At 67.7% G+C, this 16,871-nt stretch carries 16 protein-coding genes; 7 read left to right on the top strand and 9 right to left on the bottom strand.

The window, feature by feature from the left end; translation table 11 throughout:
* The first annotated feature begins 42 nt into the window (after window positions 1-42).
* The 6 genes from ACS0OT_RS11785 (at window position 43) to ACS0OT_RS11760 (ending at window position 6,439) form a co-directional block, all read left to right on the top strand.
* Window positions 43-486, top strand: coding sequence for a helix-turn-helix transcriptional regulator (locus ACS0OT_RS11785; protein ID WP_050562701.1), 444 nt, complete (start codon window positions 43-45; stop codon window positions 484-486).
* Window positions 483-1,139, top strand: coding sequence for a hydrolase (locus ACS0OT_RS11780; protein WP_005417006.1), 657 nt, complete (start codon window positions 483-485; stop codon window positions 1,137-1,139). The genes ACS0OT_RS11785 and ACS0OT_RS11780 overlap by 4 nt, the downstream gene beginning before the upstream one ends.
* A gap of 2 nt (window positions 1,140-1,141) precedes the next feature.
* Window positions 1,142-1,567, top strand: a complete 426-nt coding sequence (locus ACS0OT_RS11775) for a DoxX family protein (protein ID WP_005417004.1) — start codon at window positions 1,142-1,144, stop codon at window positions 1,565-1,567.
* 119 nt (window positions 1,568-1,686) lie between these two features.
* Complete coding sequence (locus ACS0OT_RS11770) at window positions 1,687-3,534, top strand: amidohydrolase (RefSeq protein WP_171955791.1); 1,848 nt, start codon at window positions 1,687-1,689, stop codon at window positions 3,532-3,534.
* Entirely contained in the window at window positions 3,513-4,796 is a 1,284-nt protein-coding gene (locus ACS0OT_RS11765) for an alginate export family protein (protein WP_442255826.1), read from the top strand. The genes ACS0OT_RS11770 and ACS0OT_RS11765 overlap by 22 nt, the downstream gene beginning before the upstream one ends.
* A complete protein-coding gene (locus ACS0OT_RS11760; RefSeq protein ID WP_005416997.1) occupies window positions 4,790-6,439 on the top strand; it encodes an MFS transporter in 1,650 nt (549 codons plus the stop codon). Before ACS0OT_RS11765 ends, ACS0OT_RS11760 begins: the two co-directional genes overlap by 7 nt.
* A 102-nt stretch (window positions 6,440-6,541) precedes the next feature.
* Here the strand turns inward: ACS0OT_RS11760 and ACS0OT_RS11755 are convergent, their stop codons facing one another.
* Window positions 6,542-7,366, bottom strand: a complete 825-nt coding sequence (locus ACS0OT_RS11755) for an alpha/beta fold hydrolase (protein WP_065196126.1) — start codon at window positions 7,364-7,366, stop codon at window positions 6,542-6,544.
* Window positions 7,367-7,552: 186 nt separating this feature from the next.
* On the opposite strand from ACS0OT_RS11755, the gene ACS0OT_RS11750 reads away from it, so the two are divergent.
* Window positions 7,553-7,939 (top strand): hypothetical protein, encoded by a 387-nt coding sequence (locus ACS0OT_RS11750; RefSeq protein WP_005416995.1) that lies wholly within the window; start codon window positions 7,553-7,555, stop codon window positions 7,937-7,939.
* Window positions 7,940-8,013: 74 nt separating this feature from the next.
* On the opposite strand, the gene ACS0OT_RS11745 is transcribed toward ACS0OT_RS11750, so the two are convergent.
* From ACS0OT_RS11745 to ACS0OT_RS11710, 8 genes are all read right to left on the bottom strand, one after another.
* Window positions 8,014-8,718, bottom strand: coding sequence for a DUF2968 domain-containing protein (locus ACS0OT_RS11745; RefSeq protein WP_032954256.1), 705 nt, complete (start codon window positions 8,716-8,718; stop codon window positions 8,014-8,016).
* A 99-nt stretch (window positions 8,719-8,817) separates the two neighbouring features.
* Complete coding sequence (locus ACS0OT_RS11740; RefSeq protein WP_005416993.1) at window positions 8,818-10,968, bottom strand: TadG family pilus assembly protein; 2,151 nt, start codon at window positions 10,966-10,968, stop codon at window positions 8,818-8,820.
* An 8-nt stretch (window positions 10,969-10,976) separates the two neighbouring features.
* A complete protein-coding gene (locus ACS0OT_RS11735) occupies window positions 10,977-11,450 on the bottom strand; it encodes a DUF3613 domain-containing protein (RefSeq protein WP_065178480.1) in 474 nt (157 codons plus the stop codon).
* On the bottom strand, window positions 11,447-12,337 hold the full coding sequence (locus ACS0OT_RS11730) for a Flp pilus assembly protein TadD (protein ID WP_164229996.1): 891 nt from the start codon (window positions 12,335-12,337) through the stop codon (window positions 11,447-11,449). The genes ACS0OT_RS11735 and ACS0OT_RS11730 overlap by 4 nt, the downstream gene beginning before the upstream one ends.
* Window positions 12,337-13,272 (bottom strand): type II secretion system F family protein, encoded by a 936-nt coding sequence (locus ACS0OT_RS11725; RefSeq protein ID WP_005416989.1) that lies wholly within the window; start codon window positions 13,270-13,272, stop codon window positions 12,337-12,339. Before ACS0OT_RS11725 ends, ACS0OT_RS11730 begins: the two co-directional genes overlap by 1 nt.
* 28 nt (window positions 13,273-13,300) lie before the next feature.
* Window positions 13,301-14,257 carry a type II secretion system F family protein gene (locus tag ACS0OT_RS11720; RefSeq protein WP_005416988.1) on the bottom strand — a complete coding sequence of 319 codons (957 nt, stop codon included), beginning with the start codon at window positions 14,255-14,257 and terminating at the stop codon, window positions 13,301-13,303.
* A gap of 2 nt (window positions 14,258-14,259) precedes the next feature.
* On the bottom strand, window positions 14,260-15,606 hold the full coding sequence (locus ACS0OT_RS11715) for a CpaF family protein (protein ID WP_053500164.1): 1,347 nt from the start codon (window positions 15,604-15,606) through the stop codon (window positions 14,260-14,262).
* Window positions 15,591-16,847: an AAA family ATPase gene (locus tag ACS0OT_RS11710; protein WP_065185731.1), complete on the bottom strand. Its 1,257-nt coding sequence runs from the start codon at window positions 16,845-16,847 to the stop codon at window positions 15,591-15,593. The genes ACS0OT_RS11715 and ACS0OT_RS11710 overlap by 16 nt, the downstream gene beginning before the upstream one ends.
* Between the last annotated feature and the right edge of the window lie 24 nt (window positions 16,848-16,871).

The following is a 16,871-nucleotide window of genomic DNA, read 5'->3' as shown; positions in this document are numbered from 1 at the left end:
CTCGACCGACGGGGGTGGGGCATCACGCAGGGGTCACGCACCATGGGGCACCCCTTCGCGGCGTCCCGCATGGCCACCCTCTTCCCGCCTGATCCGCCCGCCGCTTCACTGGCACCGCAACAGGCCGCCGCGTTGCAGCGCGCCCTGCGCTATGTCGATGAGCATCTGTCGCAGCCGCTGCGGGTGACCGAGCTGGCGGCGGCCGCCTGCGTCAGCCGCTTCCATCTGGTACGCCTGTTCCGCGCCGGTACCGGCGCCAGCCCGCTGCGCTATGTCCGCCGCCGTCGCATCGAGCGCGCGCGCCAGCTGCTGCCGGGCGCGCAGCTGCCGATGGCCTGCCTGGCCCAGCAGCTGGGCTTCTTCGACCAGAGCCATTTCGTCCGCAGCTTCCGCGCGGAGACCGGCTGCAGCCCCGGCCAGTACGTTGCCGGCGATGCCGCCCTGTTGCATCCCCTTGATCGTGTTTCCAACGGAGTCCACCCATGAGCCTTGCCACCGCCACTCCCGCCCCGGCGCTGCTGTCGCCGACCGACCACGCCCTGGTGCTGATCGACTTCCAGTCGCAGATGGCGTTCGCCACCCACACCATCGACATTTCCGCGCTGCGCAACAACGTGTCGCTGATCGGCAAGGGCGCCAAGGGCTTCAATGTACCGGTCGTGCTGACCACGGTCGCCGAGGCATCGTTCTCCGGGCCGATGTTCCCGGAACTGCCGCAGATCTTTCCGGGCCAGACGGTGTTCGATCGCACCTCGATGAACACCTGGGAAGACCAGCCTGTGATCGATGAGATCAACCGCATCGGCAAGCGCCGTCTGGTCATCGCCGGCCTGTGGACCAGCGTCTGCATCGTCGGCCCGGCACTGTCGGCGCTGGCGCAGGGCTTTGAGGTGTATGTGATCACCGATGCCTGTGGCGACGTCAGCGAGGAAGCGCACGAGCGTGCGATCACCCGCATGGTGCAGGCCGGCGCGGTGCCGATGACCAGCGTGCAGTACCTGCTCGAACTGCAGCGCGACTGGGCACGGGGTGAAACCTACGACCTGACCACCGGCATTGCGCGCGATCACGCTGGCGGCTACGGCATCGGCATCCAGTACGCCAAGCGGATGTTCGGTGCGCAGGAAGGCGGGCACTGAGCATGGTTGCCGGCCATGGCCTCGACCTGGCCCTGCTGATGCTGCGCGTGGCGGCAGGAGGCTTCCTGCTGCCGCACGCGCTGGGCAAGCTGTTCGGCTGGTTCGGGGGGCCGGGGCTTTCCGGCTTCGCCACCGAGCTGCGCGGTTTCGGGCTGCCGGCAGTGGCACCGTTGCCATTGCTGTTGGCCTTGCTGCAGGTGTTGTCCGGGCTGGCCGTGCTGCTGGGGTGGCAGACCCGCATCGCCGCGCTTGCGGCGGCTGCCTTCATCGGCTTCACCGTGCTGTTGGCCCTGCCCAAGGGCTGGTTCTGGATGCGCGGCGGCAGTGAGTACCCGTTGATGTGGACCACGGTGCTGCTGGCCCTCGCGCTGGCCGGCCCCGGCGCCTGGGCGCTGGACGGCCAACGCTTTCCGGGAGAATTCGCATGAGTCACGATCCCCTCGATCACGGCCGCCGCAACGTGGTGCTGGCCAGCGGCGCCGCTGTTGCGCTCGGCCTGGCAGGTCGCGCCGGTGCCGCACTCGATTCCACTTCCAAGGAGCGTCGCATGAGCACGCTGGTCATCCGCAATGCCCGCATCACCACCCTCGACCCGCAGCAGCCGCATGCGCAGGCGCTGGCTGTACAGGAAGGCCGCATCGTGGCCGTCGGCAGCGACGAGGAGATCATGCGCGGCTGGGGCAATGAAGCGACGCTGATCGACGCGCAGGGCCGGCGCCTGCTGCCCGGCCTCAACGACAGCCATACCCACCTCATCCGTGGTGGCCTGAACTACAACCTGGAACTGCGCTGGGACGGCCTGCGTTCGCTGGGCGACGCCCTGGACATGCTGAAGGCCCAGGTAGACCGTACTCCCGCGCCGCAGTGGGTCCGCGTGGTCGGTGGCTTTACCGCCGCGCAGTTCAACGAGAAGCGCCTGCCGACGCTGCAGGAGCTCAACGACATCGCGCCGGATACGCCGGTGTTCCTGCTGCACCTGTATGACCGCGCACTGCTCAACCGCGCCGCGCTGCGCGCCTGCGGCTACAGCAAGGACACACCGGATCCGCCGGGTGGCCAGATCGTGCGCGATTCGCTGGGCAACCCGACCGGGCTGCTGCTGGCCAAGCCGAATGCGCTGATCCTCTACGCGACGCTGGCCAAGGGCCCGCGCCTGCCGATCGAGTACCAGGCCAACTCGACGCGCCACTTCATGCGCGAACTGAACCGGCTTGGCATCACCTCGGTGATCGACGCCGGCGGTGGCTTCCAGAACTACCCCGAGGACTACCAGGTCATCGAGCAGCTGCATCGCGATGACCAGCTGACGGTGCGCATCGCCTACAACCTGTTCACCCAGAACAAGGGCAGGGAAGTGGATGACTTCCGTGGCTGGAGCGAGATCCTGCAGCCGCGCCAGGGCGATGACCTGCTGCGCCACAACGGCGCGGGCGAGATGCTGGTGTTCTCCGCCGCCGACTTCGAACTGTTCAACGAGCCGCGCCCGGAACTGCCGCCGGAGCTGGAGCCCGAACTGCACGACGTGGTGAAGCTGCTGGTCGAGAAGCGCTGGCCGTTCCGCATCCACGCCACCTACGACGAGAGCATCACCCGCATCCTGGATGTATACGAACAGGTCAACCGCGAGGTGCCATTCGATGGCCTGCACTGGTTCATCGACCACGCCGAGACCATCACTCCGCGCAATATCGAGCGCATCCGCGCGCTGGGTGGGGGTATCGCCGTGCAGCACCGCATGGCCTACCAGGGCGAAGCCTTCGTCGAGCGCTACGGCGTGCAGGCGGCACGGCACACGCCGCCGGTCAAGCGCATGTTGGCCGAGGGCGTGCCGGTGGGCGCAGGCACCGACGCCACCCGCGTGGCCAGCTACAACCCGTGGGTGGCGTTGTCCTGGCTGGTGACCGGGCGCACCGTGGGCGGGTTGGCCCTGTATGGCGAGGAAAACCTGCTCGAACGCGAGCAGGCGCTGCGCCTGTGGACCCAGGGCAGCGCCTGGTTCTCCGGCGACGAAGCAGTGAAGGGGACATTGAAGGTTGGTCAGCTGGCCGACTTCATCCTGCTCTCGGCCGATTTCTTCCGCGTCGACGACGCGCAGATCGCCGACATCACCAGCATGCTGACCGTGGTCGGCGGGCGCATCGTGCACGCCGACGGCGATTATGCTGGGCTGGCGCCGCAGCTGCCGCCGGCGATGCCGGACTGGTCGCCGGTCAACCGGTTCGGTGGTTACCACGTTGGTGGTGCCGCCACCGGATTGGCCGCTGCCCATCGCCACCATCACGGTGTGGCCTGCAGTACGCATGGTGCTCACGGTCATGCCGCGCATCACGCGGCGCCGACCGATGACCTGGCCGGGTTCTGGGGCGCGATGGGATGCTCGTGCTTCGCGTTCTGAGCCTGGCGCTGCTGTCCGTGCCCTCGCTGGCGCTGGCCTGCGAGGGCGGCCGCTGCAGCGACGCGGGCAACGGCGAGCTGCAGCTGGACGCATCGCTGCGCCTGCGTGGCCTGTACTACGACCCGACCCGGTTTGGTATCGGCGGCAGCGAAGATGGCTATGGCCTGCTGCGCGCACTGGCTTCGGCCACCTATGTGGAGGACACCTGGCAGGCAAAACTGCAGCTGGGCGTGCATGCCGAGAATGGCAAGGCAGGCGGCCCGGGCCGCACCGACCGTGGTGCCTTGGACGTGCAGCAGGCGTACTGGCGCTGGCAGCGCGGTGGCTTCCATGTGCAGCTCGGCCGGCAGGAAGCCGGCTATGGCAGCTCGCGGCTGTTGTCGGTACGCGATGGGCCGAACATCCGCCTGGCCTTCGATGGTGCGCGCCTGGGCTGGAAGGGGCGGCTCGGCACGCTTGACCTGATGGCCCTGCGGCCGGTCGAGAGCCGGCCGGGTGCCTTTGATGATCGCAGCGAACACGGTGCGCACCTGTGGGGTGCCTATGCCACCGCGGCACGCGGGCAGGGCGTGGGACAGTGGGATCTGTACCTGCTGGACTATCGTCGCGACGGTGCGCGCTTTGCGGCGGGCTCGGGAACCGAGCGCCGGCAGACACTCGGTGCGCGCTGGTTCGGCCAGTCAGGTCTGCTGGACTGGAACAGTGAGCTGGTGGCGCAGGGCGGTGAACTGCGTGCCGCCACCGGCCCACTCGACGTCCGTGCCTGGACGCTGGCGACCGACACGGGCTGGCGCTGGAGGGAGCGGCCACTGCAACCGCGGCTGGGGCTGAAGGCCGACATCGCCAGTGGCGATGGCAACCTGCACGACCGGCGACTGGGCACCTTCAATGCACTGTTCCCGAAATCGGCCTACTTCAGCGAGGCCAGCCTGCTGGCCCCGGCCAATCTGATGGACCTGCAGCCGACCCTGACCCTGCGCCTGCACGACGCGGTGACGACGGAACTGGGCGTACAGATGGCCTGGAAGCATCGTCGTGCCGATGCGGTCTACACCACGCCGGCGCCGCTGGTGGCGTTGCCGGGCAGCGCCGGTGGCGCGCGCCGCATCGGCACCCAGTACAAATCCGAAACCCGCTGGCAGGCCAGCGAACACTGGCAATGGCAGCTGCAGCTGGCCTGGGTCGACGCCGGTCCTGCACTGAAGCAGGCTGGAGGCCAGGACACGCTGTTCGCCTCGATCGTTGGAGCATGGCAATGGTGAACGCAACCGCGTCGCAACCCCCCGTACAGGACGCAGGTGCCTGGTCCCCGCTGAAGATCCAGATGTTCCGTTCGATCTGGCTGGCAATCCTGGCCAGCAACATCGGCACCTGGGTCAATGATGTGGCCGCCGCCTGGGTGATGGCCGAGCGCACCGGTTCGCCGCTGATGGTGGCCCTGGTGCAGTCGGCCACCACGGTGCCGATCGTGCTGCTGGCGCTCGCTGCCGGCACCCTGGCCGACATTGTCGATCGTCGGAAGTACCTGTTGGCGACCCAGGGCTGGATGCTGCTGGTGGCCGCAGCGATGGCTGCGTTGACCGCGATGGACCTGCTGACCCCGCAGTTGCTGGTGCTGCTGACCTTCTGCATGGGCTGCGGTGCGGCGATGGCAATGCCCGCGCAGGCCGCCATCGTCTCCGAACTGGTGCCACAGCCGATGCTGGCCTCGGCGGTGGCGCTGAACTCGATCGGCATCAATATCGCCCGTTCGATCGGCCCGGCCATCGGCGGCGTGATCGTCGCCCAGCTGGGTGCGGTCTGGGCGTTCGGCTTCAATGCCATCACCTTCGCGGCGATGCTGTTCGTGGTGTGGGGCTGGAAGCGCGACCCAAAGCAGTCGAGCTTGCCGCCGGAAGGCTTCGGTGCCGGATTGAAAGCGGGCCTGCGCTACGCGAGCCGTGCCGGACGGCTGCAGGCGGTGCTGATCAAGTCGGTCGGCTTCTTCTTCTTCGCCGCGGCAATGAACGCGCTGTTGCCGGTGGTAGTGCGTGGGCAGATGCAGGGTGGGGCGGGGCAGTACGGCATGCTGCTGGGCTGCATCGGCATCGGCGCAGTGGGTGGTGCGTTGCTGCTGCCGAAGCTGCGCGCACGGATGGATCGCGACCTGCTGGTGCTGCTGGCGACGTTGTCGCTGGCCCTGAGCCTGGTCGGGCTGGCGCTGACCCGCAGCTGGTACGTGCTTCCGGCGGTGATGCTGGTCAATGGTCTTGCGTGGATCACCGTGCTGTCGTCGCTGCAGATCGCTGCGCAGACTGCGGTTCCGGCATGGGTACGTGCGCGTGCGCTGGCGCTGTACATCATGGTGTTCTCTGCCGGCATGGCCGCCGGCGGCCTGAGCTGGGGCGCGCTCGCTCAGCGCACCTCGCCCGAACTGGCATTGCTGGTGGCAGCGGCCGGTGCGGTGATCGGTGGGTTGCTGGTGTGGCGCGTGCGCATCGCCGGCACCGAAGACCTGAACCTGCGCCCGGCCGGGCACTGGCCGGCACCCGAGCTGTCGGTGCCGGTGTCGAACGATCGAGGCCCGGTGCTGGTCACCATCGAGTACCGCATCGATGATGCTGATCGTGCCACGTTCCAGGCGCAGATGCGCGCGCTGGGCACGATCCGCCGCCGCGATGGCGCCGTGGTCTGGGGCGTGGTCGAGGACGTGGCCAGCCCGGGCATCCACCTGGAGTATTTCGTGACCCCGTCGTGGCTGGAGCACCTGCGCCAGCATGAGCGCATCACCGCCGACGACAAGGCGATCCAGGAAGTGCTGCGGGAACTGCATCGCGGTGAGCGCGCACCGGTGGTACGCCACTTCGTGGGTGGCCATGATCCGCTGCCGAAGACCGGGGTACCACACCATCACAGCGATATCTGACACAAAAAGGGGACGGAGGGGATTAAGTCGTTTGTGCACAAACGACTTAATCCCCTCCGTCCCCTTTTTTGCGGCGGCGCTGGGTAGCGCCGCCGCGATACCTCACTTGCGTGCGAACGCCAGCAGGTCGGCGTTGAACTGGTCGGCGTGGGTGATGGTCAGGCCATGCGGCGCACCGGCGTACACCTTCAGTTCGGCATCCTTGATGATCTGCGAGGACAGCTTGGCCGAGGCATCGAACGGCACGATCTGGTCGTCATCGCCGTGCACGACCAGCGCCGGCACGTCGATCTTCTTCAGGTCCTCGGTGTAGTCCACTTCCGAGAATTCGTGCACGCAGTCGTACTGGCCCTTGACGCCACCGAGCATGCCCTGCAGCCAGAACGCATCGCGCATGCCCTGGGTGACGTTGTTGCCATCCCGGTTGGCGCCGAAGAACGGGGTGGTCAGGTCCTTGAAGAACTGCGAACGGTCGCCGCCGGTACCCTTGCGGATGCCGTCGAAGACCTCCAGCGGGGTGCCGGCGGGGTTGCCAGCGGTCTTCAGCATCAGCGGCGGCACGGCGCCGACCAGCACCACCTTGGCCACGCGCGCGCTGCCGTGGCGGCCGATGTAATGGGCCACTTCACCGCCGCCGGTGGAATGGCCGACCAGGATCGCGTCCTTCAGGTCCAGCGCTTCGATCACCGCGGCCAGGTCATCGGCATAGGTGTCCATGTTGTTGCCGTTCCAGGTCTGGCTGGAGCGTCCGTGGCTGCGGCGATCGTGGGCGACCACGCGGAAGCCGTTCTGGCCCATGAACAGCATCTGCGGATCCCAGGCATCGGAAGACAGCGGCCAACCGTGGGCGAACACGATCGGCTGGCCGGTGCCCCAATCCTTGTAGAAGATGCGGGCGCCATCGGCGACGGTGACGAAGTTGCTCATTGCAGGTTCCTTGGCGGAAGGGAGGGAAGGCTTCGGCAGGATGCCGGTGCCTTCGGCAGTACAGCGCAGGCGCAGGCGACCGACTTGCACGGCTGTGCTGGATTGCATCGGATGTGACGCGTATCGCTCTGGCAGGACGGGAGCCGTATGCCGAGGATGAGCGCAGCCCGCCACAGGAACGCACGGATGCCCGCCATGCGATGGTCGCTGATGCTGTGCCTGCTGCTGCCCATGGCAGCGCCGGCACAGACCCATGTCTACAAGTGCGTGGATGGACCGCACCCGGTCTACCAGCAGACACCCTGCCAGGGGCGTGCCGCATGGCGCTGGGACGTGCCCGCGGAGCAGTCATTGTCCCGCGGCGCTGTGGCGCCAGCGGCCTCGACACCGAAGCCAACGCCGCGGCCACGGCGTGCGGCGCGGGCGCACGGTGCGCTGATCACGATCAGCACGGATGCGGCAGCCTGCGAGCGTGCCCGGCGTGATCGTGAGAAGGCGTTGCTCAAGCGTCGGCGCCTGGATTTCGTGCAGCGCCGGCAGCTGGATGACGCGGTCTACGACGCCTGCCAGTGATGCGGGACGCTGAAGTGTCGAAAACGACAACGGCGCCATAGGGCGCCGTCGCGTGAGTACCGTGAGTGCAGCTCTCAGCGACCGTCGCTTGCGGCGGCCGGTGCGGGCACACTGTCCGGCTTGGGCAGGCTCAACTCCGGGTTGCCCTGTTCGGCCTGCAGGATCTGGATGCGGCGCTGCAGGGCGTCCAGCTGGCTGTTGGTGCTCTGCACGTCGGTGCTGAGGCTCACGGCCTGCTGCTGGGCCTGCTGCAGGGCCGCGCTGACCTGTGCCGACTGCGCCTGCTGCTGTTCCATTTCCTGCTGCAGGGTGCGCAGGCGTTCTTCGTTGTAGGCCACCAGGCGCTCGGTGTAGCGCTTGCCGGCTTCAAGACGGGTGGTGTCGATGTAGACCTGGGCGAGCTGTTCGGACTGCTGCGCGAAGGTGCGGTAGACGCGCTCGGCGTTGTCCACCGCATCGGTCTTGATCACCCGCCAGAAGTTCTTCTCCTGGAACAGGGCGACGTAGTAGGTCAGGGTGTTGGCATTGAACAGCAGGCTGGCGCCGTAGTTGCCGTTGTAAGTGGTGCGCAGCTCGGTCAGCTGGCGCGAGTCCATCAACTGCTTGAGTTCGTCCACGGTATTGCGCACCACAGGCGCGCTGCGCGCCGGTTCGGCTGCCGCCTCGCGGTCGCCACGTGCAGCCATCGCTGCCGGTGCCACCAGCATCATGACCACGGCCAGCACTGCCGCGCTGCGCGCGTGCCGGGCAAAGACCGCGCCCCCTGAAGTTTCTCGCATGTCTAGACCATCCACGGATGAGTGTGGGTTGAGATGAAGGTGGTTCCCCGCCGGGAGTCTAGCATGGGTGTGGGCGCCGCCAAGGGCGCCCGTCACCGGTCAGTAGACCAGCTGTGCGGCGCTGCACTGGATCGACTGCACATTGACGTCGGTCCGGCCCAGTTCAACGCCCAGCACGCTGGCCAGCAGGTTGGTCAGCAGGGTGCCAATACTGTTGAGCACCGGCCGCAGTGCGGCCAGGATCGGCTTCAGCAGGGTGCACAGCAGTCCGCTGCAGCTGACGCTGCCATCGGGGTTGGTGACACCCGTTCCCCCGGCACCATCGAGAAAGCCGGCCGGTGCGGTCTGGATGTAGGACGCCAGATTGTTGCGCACGCAGCCGTTGTAATCGATCAGGTTGCCGAGCAGGCTGTCGCAGCGGTTGATCAGCAGGCCGCCGACCAGCGAGCCAAGCAGGCCATCGAGCAGGCCCAGGCCCTGGCCGGTGACGGTCGTCCTGTAACCGGTCCACACCGAACCGTCTTCCCAGCAGGTGGTCAGGCCCAGCAGGCAAGGCTTGGGGACGCCATTCTTCACCGTCCAGTTGCCCAGCGGGGCGAGATTGCGCGCCGGATCGCCATCGCGCAGCAGCGGGATGACCTGGTCGACGTTGTAGCGTCCGCCAGTCGGAAAGGCCGCCTGCAGGTAGCGATCGGCCAGCGCCTTGGCGGTGTCGTTGGCGTTCATGCCCTGCTTGGGCGAATTGAGCATGCCCGACAGCACCCGTAGCAGTTCGTTGACCAGGCTCGACACTGCGTCACCAATTGCGAGCGGATTGAACCGGGTCGAGCCGGTCTCGCCGGCGGCCAGGGTCAGGGTCTGCGTGCTGGTCAGGGCGGGCAGGGTAATCCTGTCGTTGATCAATGGTTGGCCCAGCAGCTTCAGCAGCTGTTCGTCCTGCAGCGTGGCATCGCAGACATTGGCCTTGGAGAAGCGCTGTGCGGGGTCGACATTGCCGACGCAGGCGCGCAGCACCGACGAGTCCACCTGGATCGTGGCCTTGGGTGGACTGCCGCCGCACTGGATGCCGGTCAAGGTGCCCATACCGTTGGCCACGTCGACGTGCAACGGCAGGTGCAGGCGCGTGCCAAGCAGGTTCAGCAGCGGCCCCAGCGCGAACAGGTTGTTGCTGTCCACGTCCGCCATCAGCCGCACCTGCGCGTTGTAGGCACGGCTGCCGACGCCGCCGATGGCGATCGATGGCGGCTCGACCACGCCGGCCTGGATCCTGATGCCCAGCAGGTCCAGTCCCTTGACCGCCACGCCGTTACCATCGTTGGCGATGGAGATCGCGGTGTTGATCAGGTTGAGCACGTTGATCTGTGACTCCAGTGCGCTGCCGACCGTGCCGTCGGGCGAGACAACTTCGGCAAACAGGCCACCGCCGCCGGACTGGCTGCCAAGCACGATGTTGAGCTTGTTGATGTCCAGCTGGGTGGCAACCAGATCGGACAGGGCGCGCAGCTGCACCCCCACTGCGGAGTCACGGCCGACTACGGTGGCGGTAGCATCGACCAGCTGTGCCAGCGAAATCTTGTTGACCGACAGCAGGCGATTGAAGTCGGCCACGCTGAGGTTGGCGCTTACCGGTATGTTGAGCGCTTTCAGCAGGCCGGACGGAGTCACGTTGGCCTGCGCCAGGCCGTCATAGGACAGCACCGTGGCATTGGTGACGTCCAGGCCAACCAGGCGCAGGGTGGACAGCAGCACTGAATCGCCATTGGTCCGCAGCAGCTGCGAGCCGACCGCAAACACCGCGGTGGGTTCGGCACGGCGCGCCACGGCCTGCACGCTCACGGTGGGCAGGCTGGAAGTCTGACCGAAGAAGGGCAGCACGCTGCGCTCGGCGATCACCTGAACCGCATTGCGGGGATTGCTGGCATCGACGCTGGTGACGAAGCGGGTGCCGGTGCCACGGCTGGCGCTCCAGTTGCCGCAGCGGATCTGCAGGGTGCCTGCGAACCCGTTCTGGACCACCGCATTCTGCCGGGCAGCGCTGTTGTCGCTGTTGTCCGGGCTGCACAGCTCCAGCCGCTGTGCGCCGGCCAGTGCGGCAAGGTCGGCCACCTTCTGCGCGTCACGCTTGGCCCAGAACAGATAGCCGATCTCGATCAGGCCCAGCATGGCCACCAGCGCCAGCATGACCAGCATCATCGTGACCGACATGCCGCCGCGTGCGCGGCTGAAACTGAACTGTCGTGGGCGTTTCATGGCCGACCTCAGCGTCCGGAGGAGGAGGCGTCCCTGGACCGGGAGACATCGGTCTCAAAGAAGTCCGGGATCTCGTGTTCAAAGCTCTTCAGGTAACGCGCATAGCTCAGCGTGGCCTGGTCACCCAGGATCGGCAGCCGTTGGCCGGCCTGCTGCCCGGAGGCCTGCAGGCGGAACAGGTTGCGGGTCGCCTCGCCGCTCTGCAGGCGTGCACGTGGTGCGGCGGGCGGTGCTGAAAGAGGTGCGACGTCGGTCGCGATGGTCGACGCTTGCGCTCCAGTCACCTCGGCGGATGCAGCCGGTGCGGCCAACTCCACGGTGGGGAGCGGTTCGGCCTGCATCGGCGCTGTAGCCGGTGCCGACAGTGAGGGGCCACCGAGCATCTGTCCGGTCAATGGCTGTTGCTGTGCCTGCACGGCACCGGCCACAAGCAGGCAGCACAGCACGGGCAACAGGCGTCGGATCTGGCGCATCGTGGTCATGGTGTGCTTCCGGTCGGGTGGTCGGTGGCGCTGAAGCGTTCCAGCATCGAGGGTGGCAGGCGCTGCGGATCGCGTTGGTCGCGCGGGTCGCGGCGGGGTTCGCTCGCCAGCCGTGCGCCGCCCGATGCACGAGCGCCACTCTCGACGCTCGCCGTGTGTGCAGGTGTGGCTGCGTTGGCGGCGGCAGCGGCCTGTCGTTGCTGCAGGCGCGTGCGGATCTGCTGGGCCTGCTGCTGGATGCTTCGGCGCGTTTCCTCGTTGAGGCTGGCCTGTGCCGATAGCCGCTCCGCCGTGGCCTGGTCGCCGCGCAGTACCGCCCAGAGTGCAAGGTTGGCCGTTGCCTTGGCGTTGCCCGGTGAAAGTTCCAGGGCCTTGGCCAGCGGCTCGCGGGCTTGATCGAACTGGCCGGCACGCAGCCGTGCATAGCCCAGGTCGCCCAGATAGTCGGTGTTCAAGGGCTGCAGCTGCGTGGCGCGCGCCAGCGCCTGTTCGCTTCCGGCGTCGTCGTCGCGGCGTGCAGCGATCAGGCCCAGGCCGTGGGCGGCCGCCGCGGCCTGCGGCCCGCTGGACAGCTCGCGATACAGCGCGACCGCCGCGTCGGCCTGGCCGGTCTCGCGCAGTGCGTCGGCCTGCAGCAGGCGCAGGGCAGGGCGATCACCATAGCGCTGGCGGAAGGCCTCCACGTGGGCCAGCGAGGCATACCAGGCGCCCTGCTGCTGCATGCGTTCGATCAGCTCCAGATAGGCGTTGCGGCTGTCCTGCGGATCGGGTTCCGGCGGCGCAAGGCTGGGCGCCCGCACATATTTCGGTGTGGTCGAGGCGCAGCCACTGGCCAGGGCGGCGAGGGCGACGGCAAGCAGCAGGCAGGAGGTGCGCAGGGCAGGCATCAGGGAGATCCCATCTTGGACAGGGTGGTGGCCAGCGCGACCAGCGCCGGGCCGGCAAGCACCAGCATCAGTGCCGGCAACAGGGTCAGCATCATCACCACGGTCATCTTCACCGAGAGCTTGCCGACCTTTTCCTTCAACGCGTTGCGGCGCTGTTCGCGCAGGCGGATGCTGAACTGGCGCAACGGCTCCTGCACTGCGCCGCCGTGCGCATGCACCTGCAGGATCAACTGCATCAGGCTGGCCAGGTCATCATCGGCGTAGACCTCGCTCAGACGCCGCAACGACTGCGCGCGCGTGCGGCCATGGGTATAGGCCACATTGGCTTCCTGCAGTTCGCCGCCGAGTACCGGCAATGCATCGCGCAGCTTGTCACCCAGCGTCTGCAGGCTCTGGTCCATGCTGAAGCCCACGCCCTGCAGCAGGCGCAGCAGGTCGATCAGCAGGGGCAGCTCGTTCTCGACCGCACGGCGGCGGCGCTTGACCCACGACGACAGCACGAACTTCGGCAGCAGCAGCCCGGCCGCCAGCGCACCGATCACCACCATCACCTTGGCAAGCCCGTGCGCGCTGCTGAACGCCAGCGCCAGCGCCAGCACCAACAGGGCAAGCAGCAGGCGCAGGCCGAGATAGATCGCGGTGCCACGGCGCGTGTTCCAGCCAGCCAGGTCCAACAGCAGCTTGTCTTCGTTGGCAAGCAGCGCAGCCTCCAGGCGGCCGCCACTGAGCGAGCGCCCGAAACGCTCGATCCAGCCCAGCGAGTCGCGGCGCGTGGCCTCGGTGTCGCGGCCTTCCTCACGCGGCTGCAGGGCGGTTTTCAGTGTGGCTGAGGTGCGGTGCTCGCGATGGCTGCGCACCCAGCCGGCAATACCGAGCAGGGCGACGCCGGCCGCCAGCACCAGCAGCGAAAGGGCGAACCAGGCGCTGGCGCTCATCGGGCACCTCCGGGGCGGCTGTGGGCGGTCATAGTGATTTGGCCAGGCGGTACAGCAGGAACGCCCCTAGCAGTTCCAGGCCCAGCGCGATCAACAGGATCCTGTGACCGAGCGGGTCGTGCAGCACCGGCTGGAAAAACGCCGGGCTGGAGATTGCCATCAGCACCGCACTGGCGGGCGGCAGCAGCCCCAGTACCCAGGCCGACATCCGTGTTTCCGAGGTGGTGGCCGCCAGTTCCTGCTGGGCCTGTTCCAGGTCGCGCATGAAATCGCCCATGCGTTGCAGGATCTGGTCGGCGCGGCCACCGATGCGCACGCTCACGCCGATCACCACTGCCAGCACCTTCAGTACGTCCATCCGGTACGGCTGCGCGGCCAGGCTCAATGCACGATCCAGGTCCATGCCGCTGCGCGCATAGCGCACCGTGGTGTCGAGCAGGCCGCGCAGTGGTGCGCTGGTCTGCATCGAAGACACCTGGAACGCGGCCTGCAGGCTGTTGCCCAGCGCGGTGAGGCGGACCAGGTTGTCGAGAAAGTCCGGCATCTGGTGCAGCAGCTGCGCGCGCAGCTTCGTGATCCGGCGCATCACCCACAGCCAGCAGCCCAGCAGGTACAGCAGCAGGGTCAGCGGAAACATCCAGGCCGTGCCCAGCCGCATCGCCGCCACGACCGCAAGCATCAGTCCCGGCACCAGCAGCATCAGTGGCAGCTTCCAGCCCGGCGGAAGGCCGGCGCGCTGCAGGACACCGTCCCACGGCAGTACACGGGTTCCGGTGCTGGCTGGGCGGGTCGAATCGTTGGCCGCCGCAACGGCAGGCCCGGCCGGTACAGCGCCGGCCGCGCTGCCGCGCGCCAGTTGTTGCTCGGCATGCTGCAGCGAGGCCTGGCGCTGCTCACGGCTGGCGGCGGTGCCCCATAGCCAGACGGCCAGCGCCAGCAGCACCGAGATGATGCTCAACACGCCCAGCAGCAGGCCGGTGCCCATGCTCAGAAGTCCCCGTAGAGCGATTCACGCAGTTGCTGGCGGAACGGCTCCAGCTTGTGCGAGTGCGGATGGAAGCCCAGGCCGATCCAGCGGTCGGTCTCGCGGCCGGTGGCGTCGATCTGCACCTCGTGGCGGAACATTTCCTGGGTGGTGATCAGGTTGTCGCTGACCCCGGTGATCTCGGTGATCGAGACCAGCACCCGGCGCCCGCTGCCCAGCCGCGAGATCTGCACGATGAAGTCGATGGCGCTGGCAATCTGCCGGCGCAGGCTGTCCTCGCTGCCCTGGAAGCCGGCAAAGCCTGCCAGCATCTCGATGCGGTACAGGCAGTCGCGTGGCGTGTTGGCGTGGATGGTGGCCATCGATCCGTCATGGCCGGTATTCATCGCCTGCAGCATTTCCAGCACTTCAGCGCCGCGCACTTCGCCGACCACGATGCGGTCCGGGCGCATGCGCAGACTGTTGCGCACCAGGTCGCGGATGCTGACCGCGCCCTGGCCCTCGGCGCCGCCGATGCGGCTTTCCAGGCGCACCACGTGCGGATGGTTCAGCGAAAGCTCGGCGGTGTCCTCCACGGTGATGACGCGCTCGCTGGGTGGCACGTAGCTGGCCAGTGCATTCAGCAGCGAGGTCTTGCCGGAACTGGTGCCGCCGGAGACCAGGATGTTGCAGCGGCCCAGCACCATCGCCTTCAGCAGGGCCTGCATCGGTGCGTCGAAGGTGCCCTTGGCAAGCAGCTCGTCGGGGGTGAACGGGTCCTTGCGGAACTTGCGGATGGACACCATCGGCCCGTCCACCGCCAGTGGCGAGATGATCGCGTTGAGGCGGCCGCCGTTGGGCAGGCGCGCATCGACCATCGGATTGGAATCATCCAGCCGGCGGCCAAGCGGCGCGAGGATGCGGCGCAGGATGCGCAGCAGGTGGGTGTCATCGGTGAAGCGCTGGGTGGCACGCCGGAGCTGGCCACCCTGCGAAACGTGCACGTCCTTGAAACCGTTGATCAGGATGTCTTCGATGGAGGGGTCGTGGAGCAGGTCGTCCAGCGGGCCGAAACCGGTCAGCTCCTTGACCAGGCCCTCGGCAACCACCTGCATCTCTTCTTCGTTGATCGGGATGCGCCATTCCTGGATGAAGCCCACGGTCTGTACCTGCACCCAGCGGGCGATGGTATCCGGGGCCCAGGAATCGATGTCGATGCGCTCGTCCTCGATGCTGTTGAGCAGGTGCTCATGCGCGGCCGACAGCACCTTCTGGTACTGCTCGGTCTGTGCGAACGGCAGGTGGCCCGGGCTTTCGTGCAGCAGCGGGCGGGCAACGGCATGCGGGAACGGGGTTACCTTGTCTTCCATTGCGATCCACCCAGGGCAAGGGAGAGTCTTTCCCGCAGGCCATGCGGCTGGACCGGGCAGGCAGCCGGGTCCAGCCGTGACACGAGCGGGGCGAGGGCACGCAGGTAGGGATCGCGCGGCGCATCCTGCAGCAGCAGGCGGCCCTGGCTGGCGGCAAGGCGCACACGCGGTCGTTCAGGCAATGTCGCCAGCAACGGCAGTTCGAAGCGGCGTGCGATCTGTTCCGGGCTCATGCCGCTGCTGTCGTCGTGGCGGTTGATCACCAGTTGCAGGCGCTTTTCGCGCTCGCGCTGGCCTGCAAGATGCTTCAGTGCCTGGTCCAGCGAGACCAGCGTGGCGATCGACGCATCGGTGACCAGCCAGATCTCGTCTGCCTGGTCCAGCAACAGCGGCGGCAGCTGCCGCAGCGGGCAGCCGCCGGCATCACACAGCACGCTGGCGAACACCCCGCGCAGGCGCTGCAGCAGCGCGCCAGGGTCGGACGGGGGCACGGCATCACTGCCGCCGGCACGGTCCAGCAGCACCAGCCCGGAGTCATGGCGCGCCATCGCGGTGCGTGCGAGGGTGGCGTCGATGCGGCTGGCGTTGCGCAGCGCATCCTCGTAGTGGAAGCGGCTGTCGAGATTGAGGTACAGCGCAAGGTCACCGGTGGGCTGTGCCAGTTCCATCAGGAGGCCGTCCTGTTGCACTGCATCGCCCTGGGCGAGGGCCCGCGTCTGTTGCGCCAGCACCGAAAGATGTGCGGCCAGGGTACTGGTGCCGACGCCTGCGCGCACGCCCAGCAGCACGATCAGGCGCGCCTTGTGCGCATGCTGCGCCACCGCGGCCGGGCGCGGTGACAGTGCGCGCCGCAGTGCCGCCTCGATGCCGGCGTTGTCACTGTCCAGGTCCAGCACATCGCGCAGGCCGGCGCGCAGCGCGATCACCACGCCTTCGACCTGGCCGGCGCTGGTGGCGCCGACCGCGACCAGCGCCAGGTCCGGTTGGGTCTGCTGCAGCTGCTGTGCCAGTACGCTCGAGGCAGCCGCGTGCTCGGGCCGGAAGTCAAGCAGCACCAGGCTCTGCGGGCCGCGTTGCAGGTCCTGCGCCGACGTTGGCGCACTGCTGTCCTGCCAGTGCAGGGTGGTGGTCGGCGGCAGCTTGGCGGCCAGCCGGGGCAGCAGTTCGCGGTCGATGCCGTACAGGACCAGGTTCATCGGCGGTCCTTGCGGATGCAGCGGCTGGGCGGTGGCGTAGGGCATGGGCGTGGTTCTACAGGCATCATG

This window comes from Stenotrophomonas maltophilia group sp. RY12688, assembly GCF_052149045.1.
GTDB lineage: Bacteria > Pseudomonadota > Gammaproteobacteria > Xanthomonadales > Xanthomonadaceae > Stenotrophomonas > Stenotrophomonas sepilia.
This window is presented reverse-complemented; position numbering and strand designations above follow the sequence as displayed.

Bases quoted from the DNA above. Each gene is read 5' to 3' on its own strand.
- ACS0OT_RS11785 (WP_050562701.1), top strand. From the start codon at position 43: ATGGGGCACCCCTTCGCGGCGTCCCGCATGGCCACCCTCTTCCCGCCT.
- ACS0OT_RS11780 (WP_005417006.1), top strand. From the start codon at position 483: ATGAGCCTTGCCACCGCCACTCCCGCCCCGGCGCTGCTGTCGCCGACC.
- ACS0OT_RS11775 (WP_005417004.1), top strand. From the start codon at position 1,142: ATGGTTGCCGGCCATGGCCTCGACCTGGCCCTGCTGATGCTGCGCGTG.
- ACS0OT_RS11770 (WP_171955791.1), top strand. From the start codon at position 1,687: ATGAGCACGCTGGTCATCCGCAATGCCCGCATCACCACCCTCGACCCG.
- ACS0OT_RS11765 (WP_442255826.1), top strand. From the start codon at position 3,513: ATGCTCGTGCTTCGCGTTCTGAGCCTGGCGCTGCTGTCCGTGCCCTCG.
- ACS0OT_RS11760 (WP_005416997.1), top strand. From the start codon at position 4,790: ATGGTGAACGCAACCGCGTCGCAACCCCCCGTACAGGACGCAGGTGCC.
- ACS0OT_RS11755 (WP_065196126.1), bottom strand. From the start codon at position 7,366: ATGAGCAACTTCGTCACCGTCGCCGATGGCGCCCGCATCTTCTACAAG.
- ACS0OT_RS11750 (WP_005416995.1), top strand. From the start codon at position 7,553: ATGCCCGCCATGCGATGGTCGCTGATGCTGTGCCTGCTGCTGCCCATG.
- ACS0OT_RS11745 (WP_032954256.1), bottom strand. From the start codon at position 8,718: ATGCGAGAAACTTCAGGGGGCGCGGTCTTTGCCCGGCACGCGCGCAGC.
- ACS0OT_RS11740 (WP_005416993.1), bottom strand. From the start codon at position 10,968: ATGAAACGCCCACGACAGTTCAGTTTCAGCCGCGCACGCGGCGGCATG.
- ACS0OT_RS11735 (WP_065178480.1), bottom strand. From the start codon at position 11,450: ATGACCACGATGCGCCAGATCCGACGCCTGTTGCCCGTGCTGTGCTGC.
- ACS0OT_RS11730 (WP_164229996.1), bottom strand. From the start codon at position 12,337: ATGCCTGCCCTGCGCACCTCCTGCCTGCTGCTTGCCGTCGCCCTCGCC.
- ACS0OT_RS11725 (WP_005416989.1), bottom strand. From the start codon at position 13,272: ATGAGCGCCAGCGCCTGGTTCGCCCTTTCGCTGCTGGTGCTGGCGGCC.
- ACS0OT_RS11720 (WP_005416988.1), bottom strand. From the start codon at position 14,257: ATGGGCACCGGCCTGCTGCTGGGCGTGTTGAGCATCATCTCGGTGCTG.
- ACS0OT_RS11715 (WP_053500164.1), bottom strand. From the start codon at position 15,606: ATGGAAGACAAGGTAACCCCGTTCCCGCATGCCGTTGCCCGCCCGCTG.
- ACS0OT_RS11710 (WP_065185731.1), bottom strand. From the start codon at position 16,847: ATGCCCTACGCCACCGCCCAGCCGCTGCATCCGCAAGGACCGCCGATG.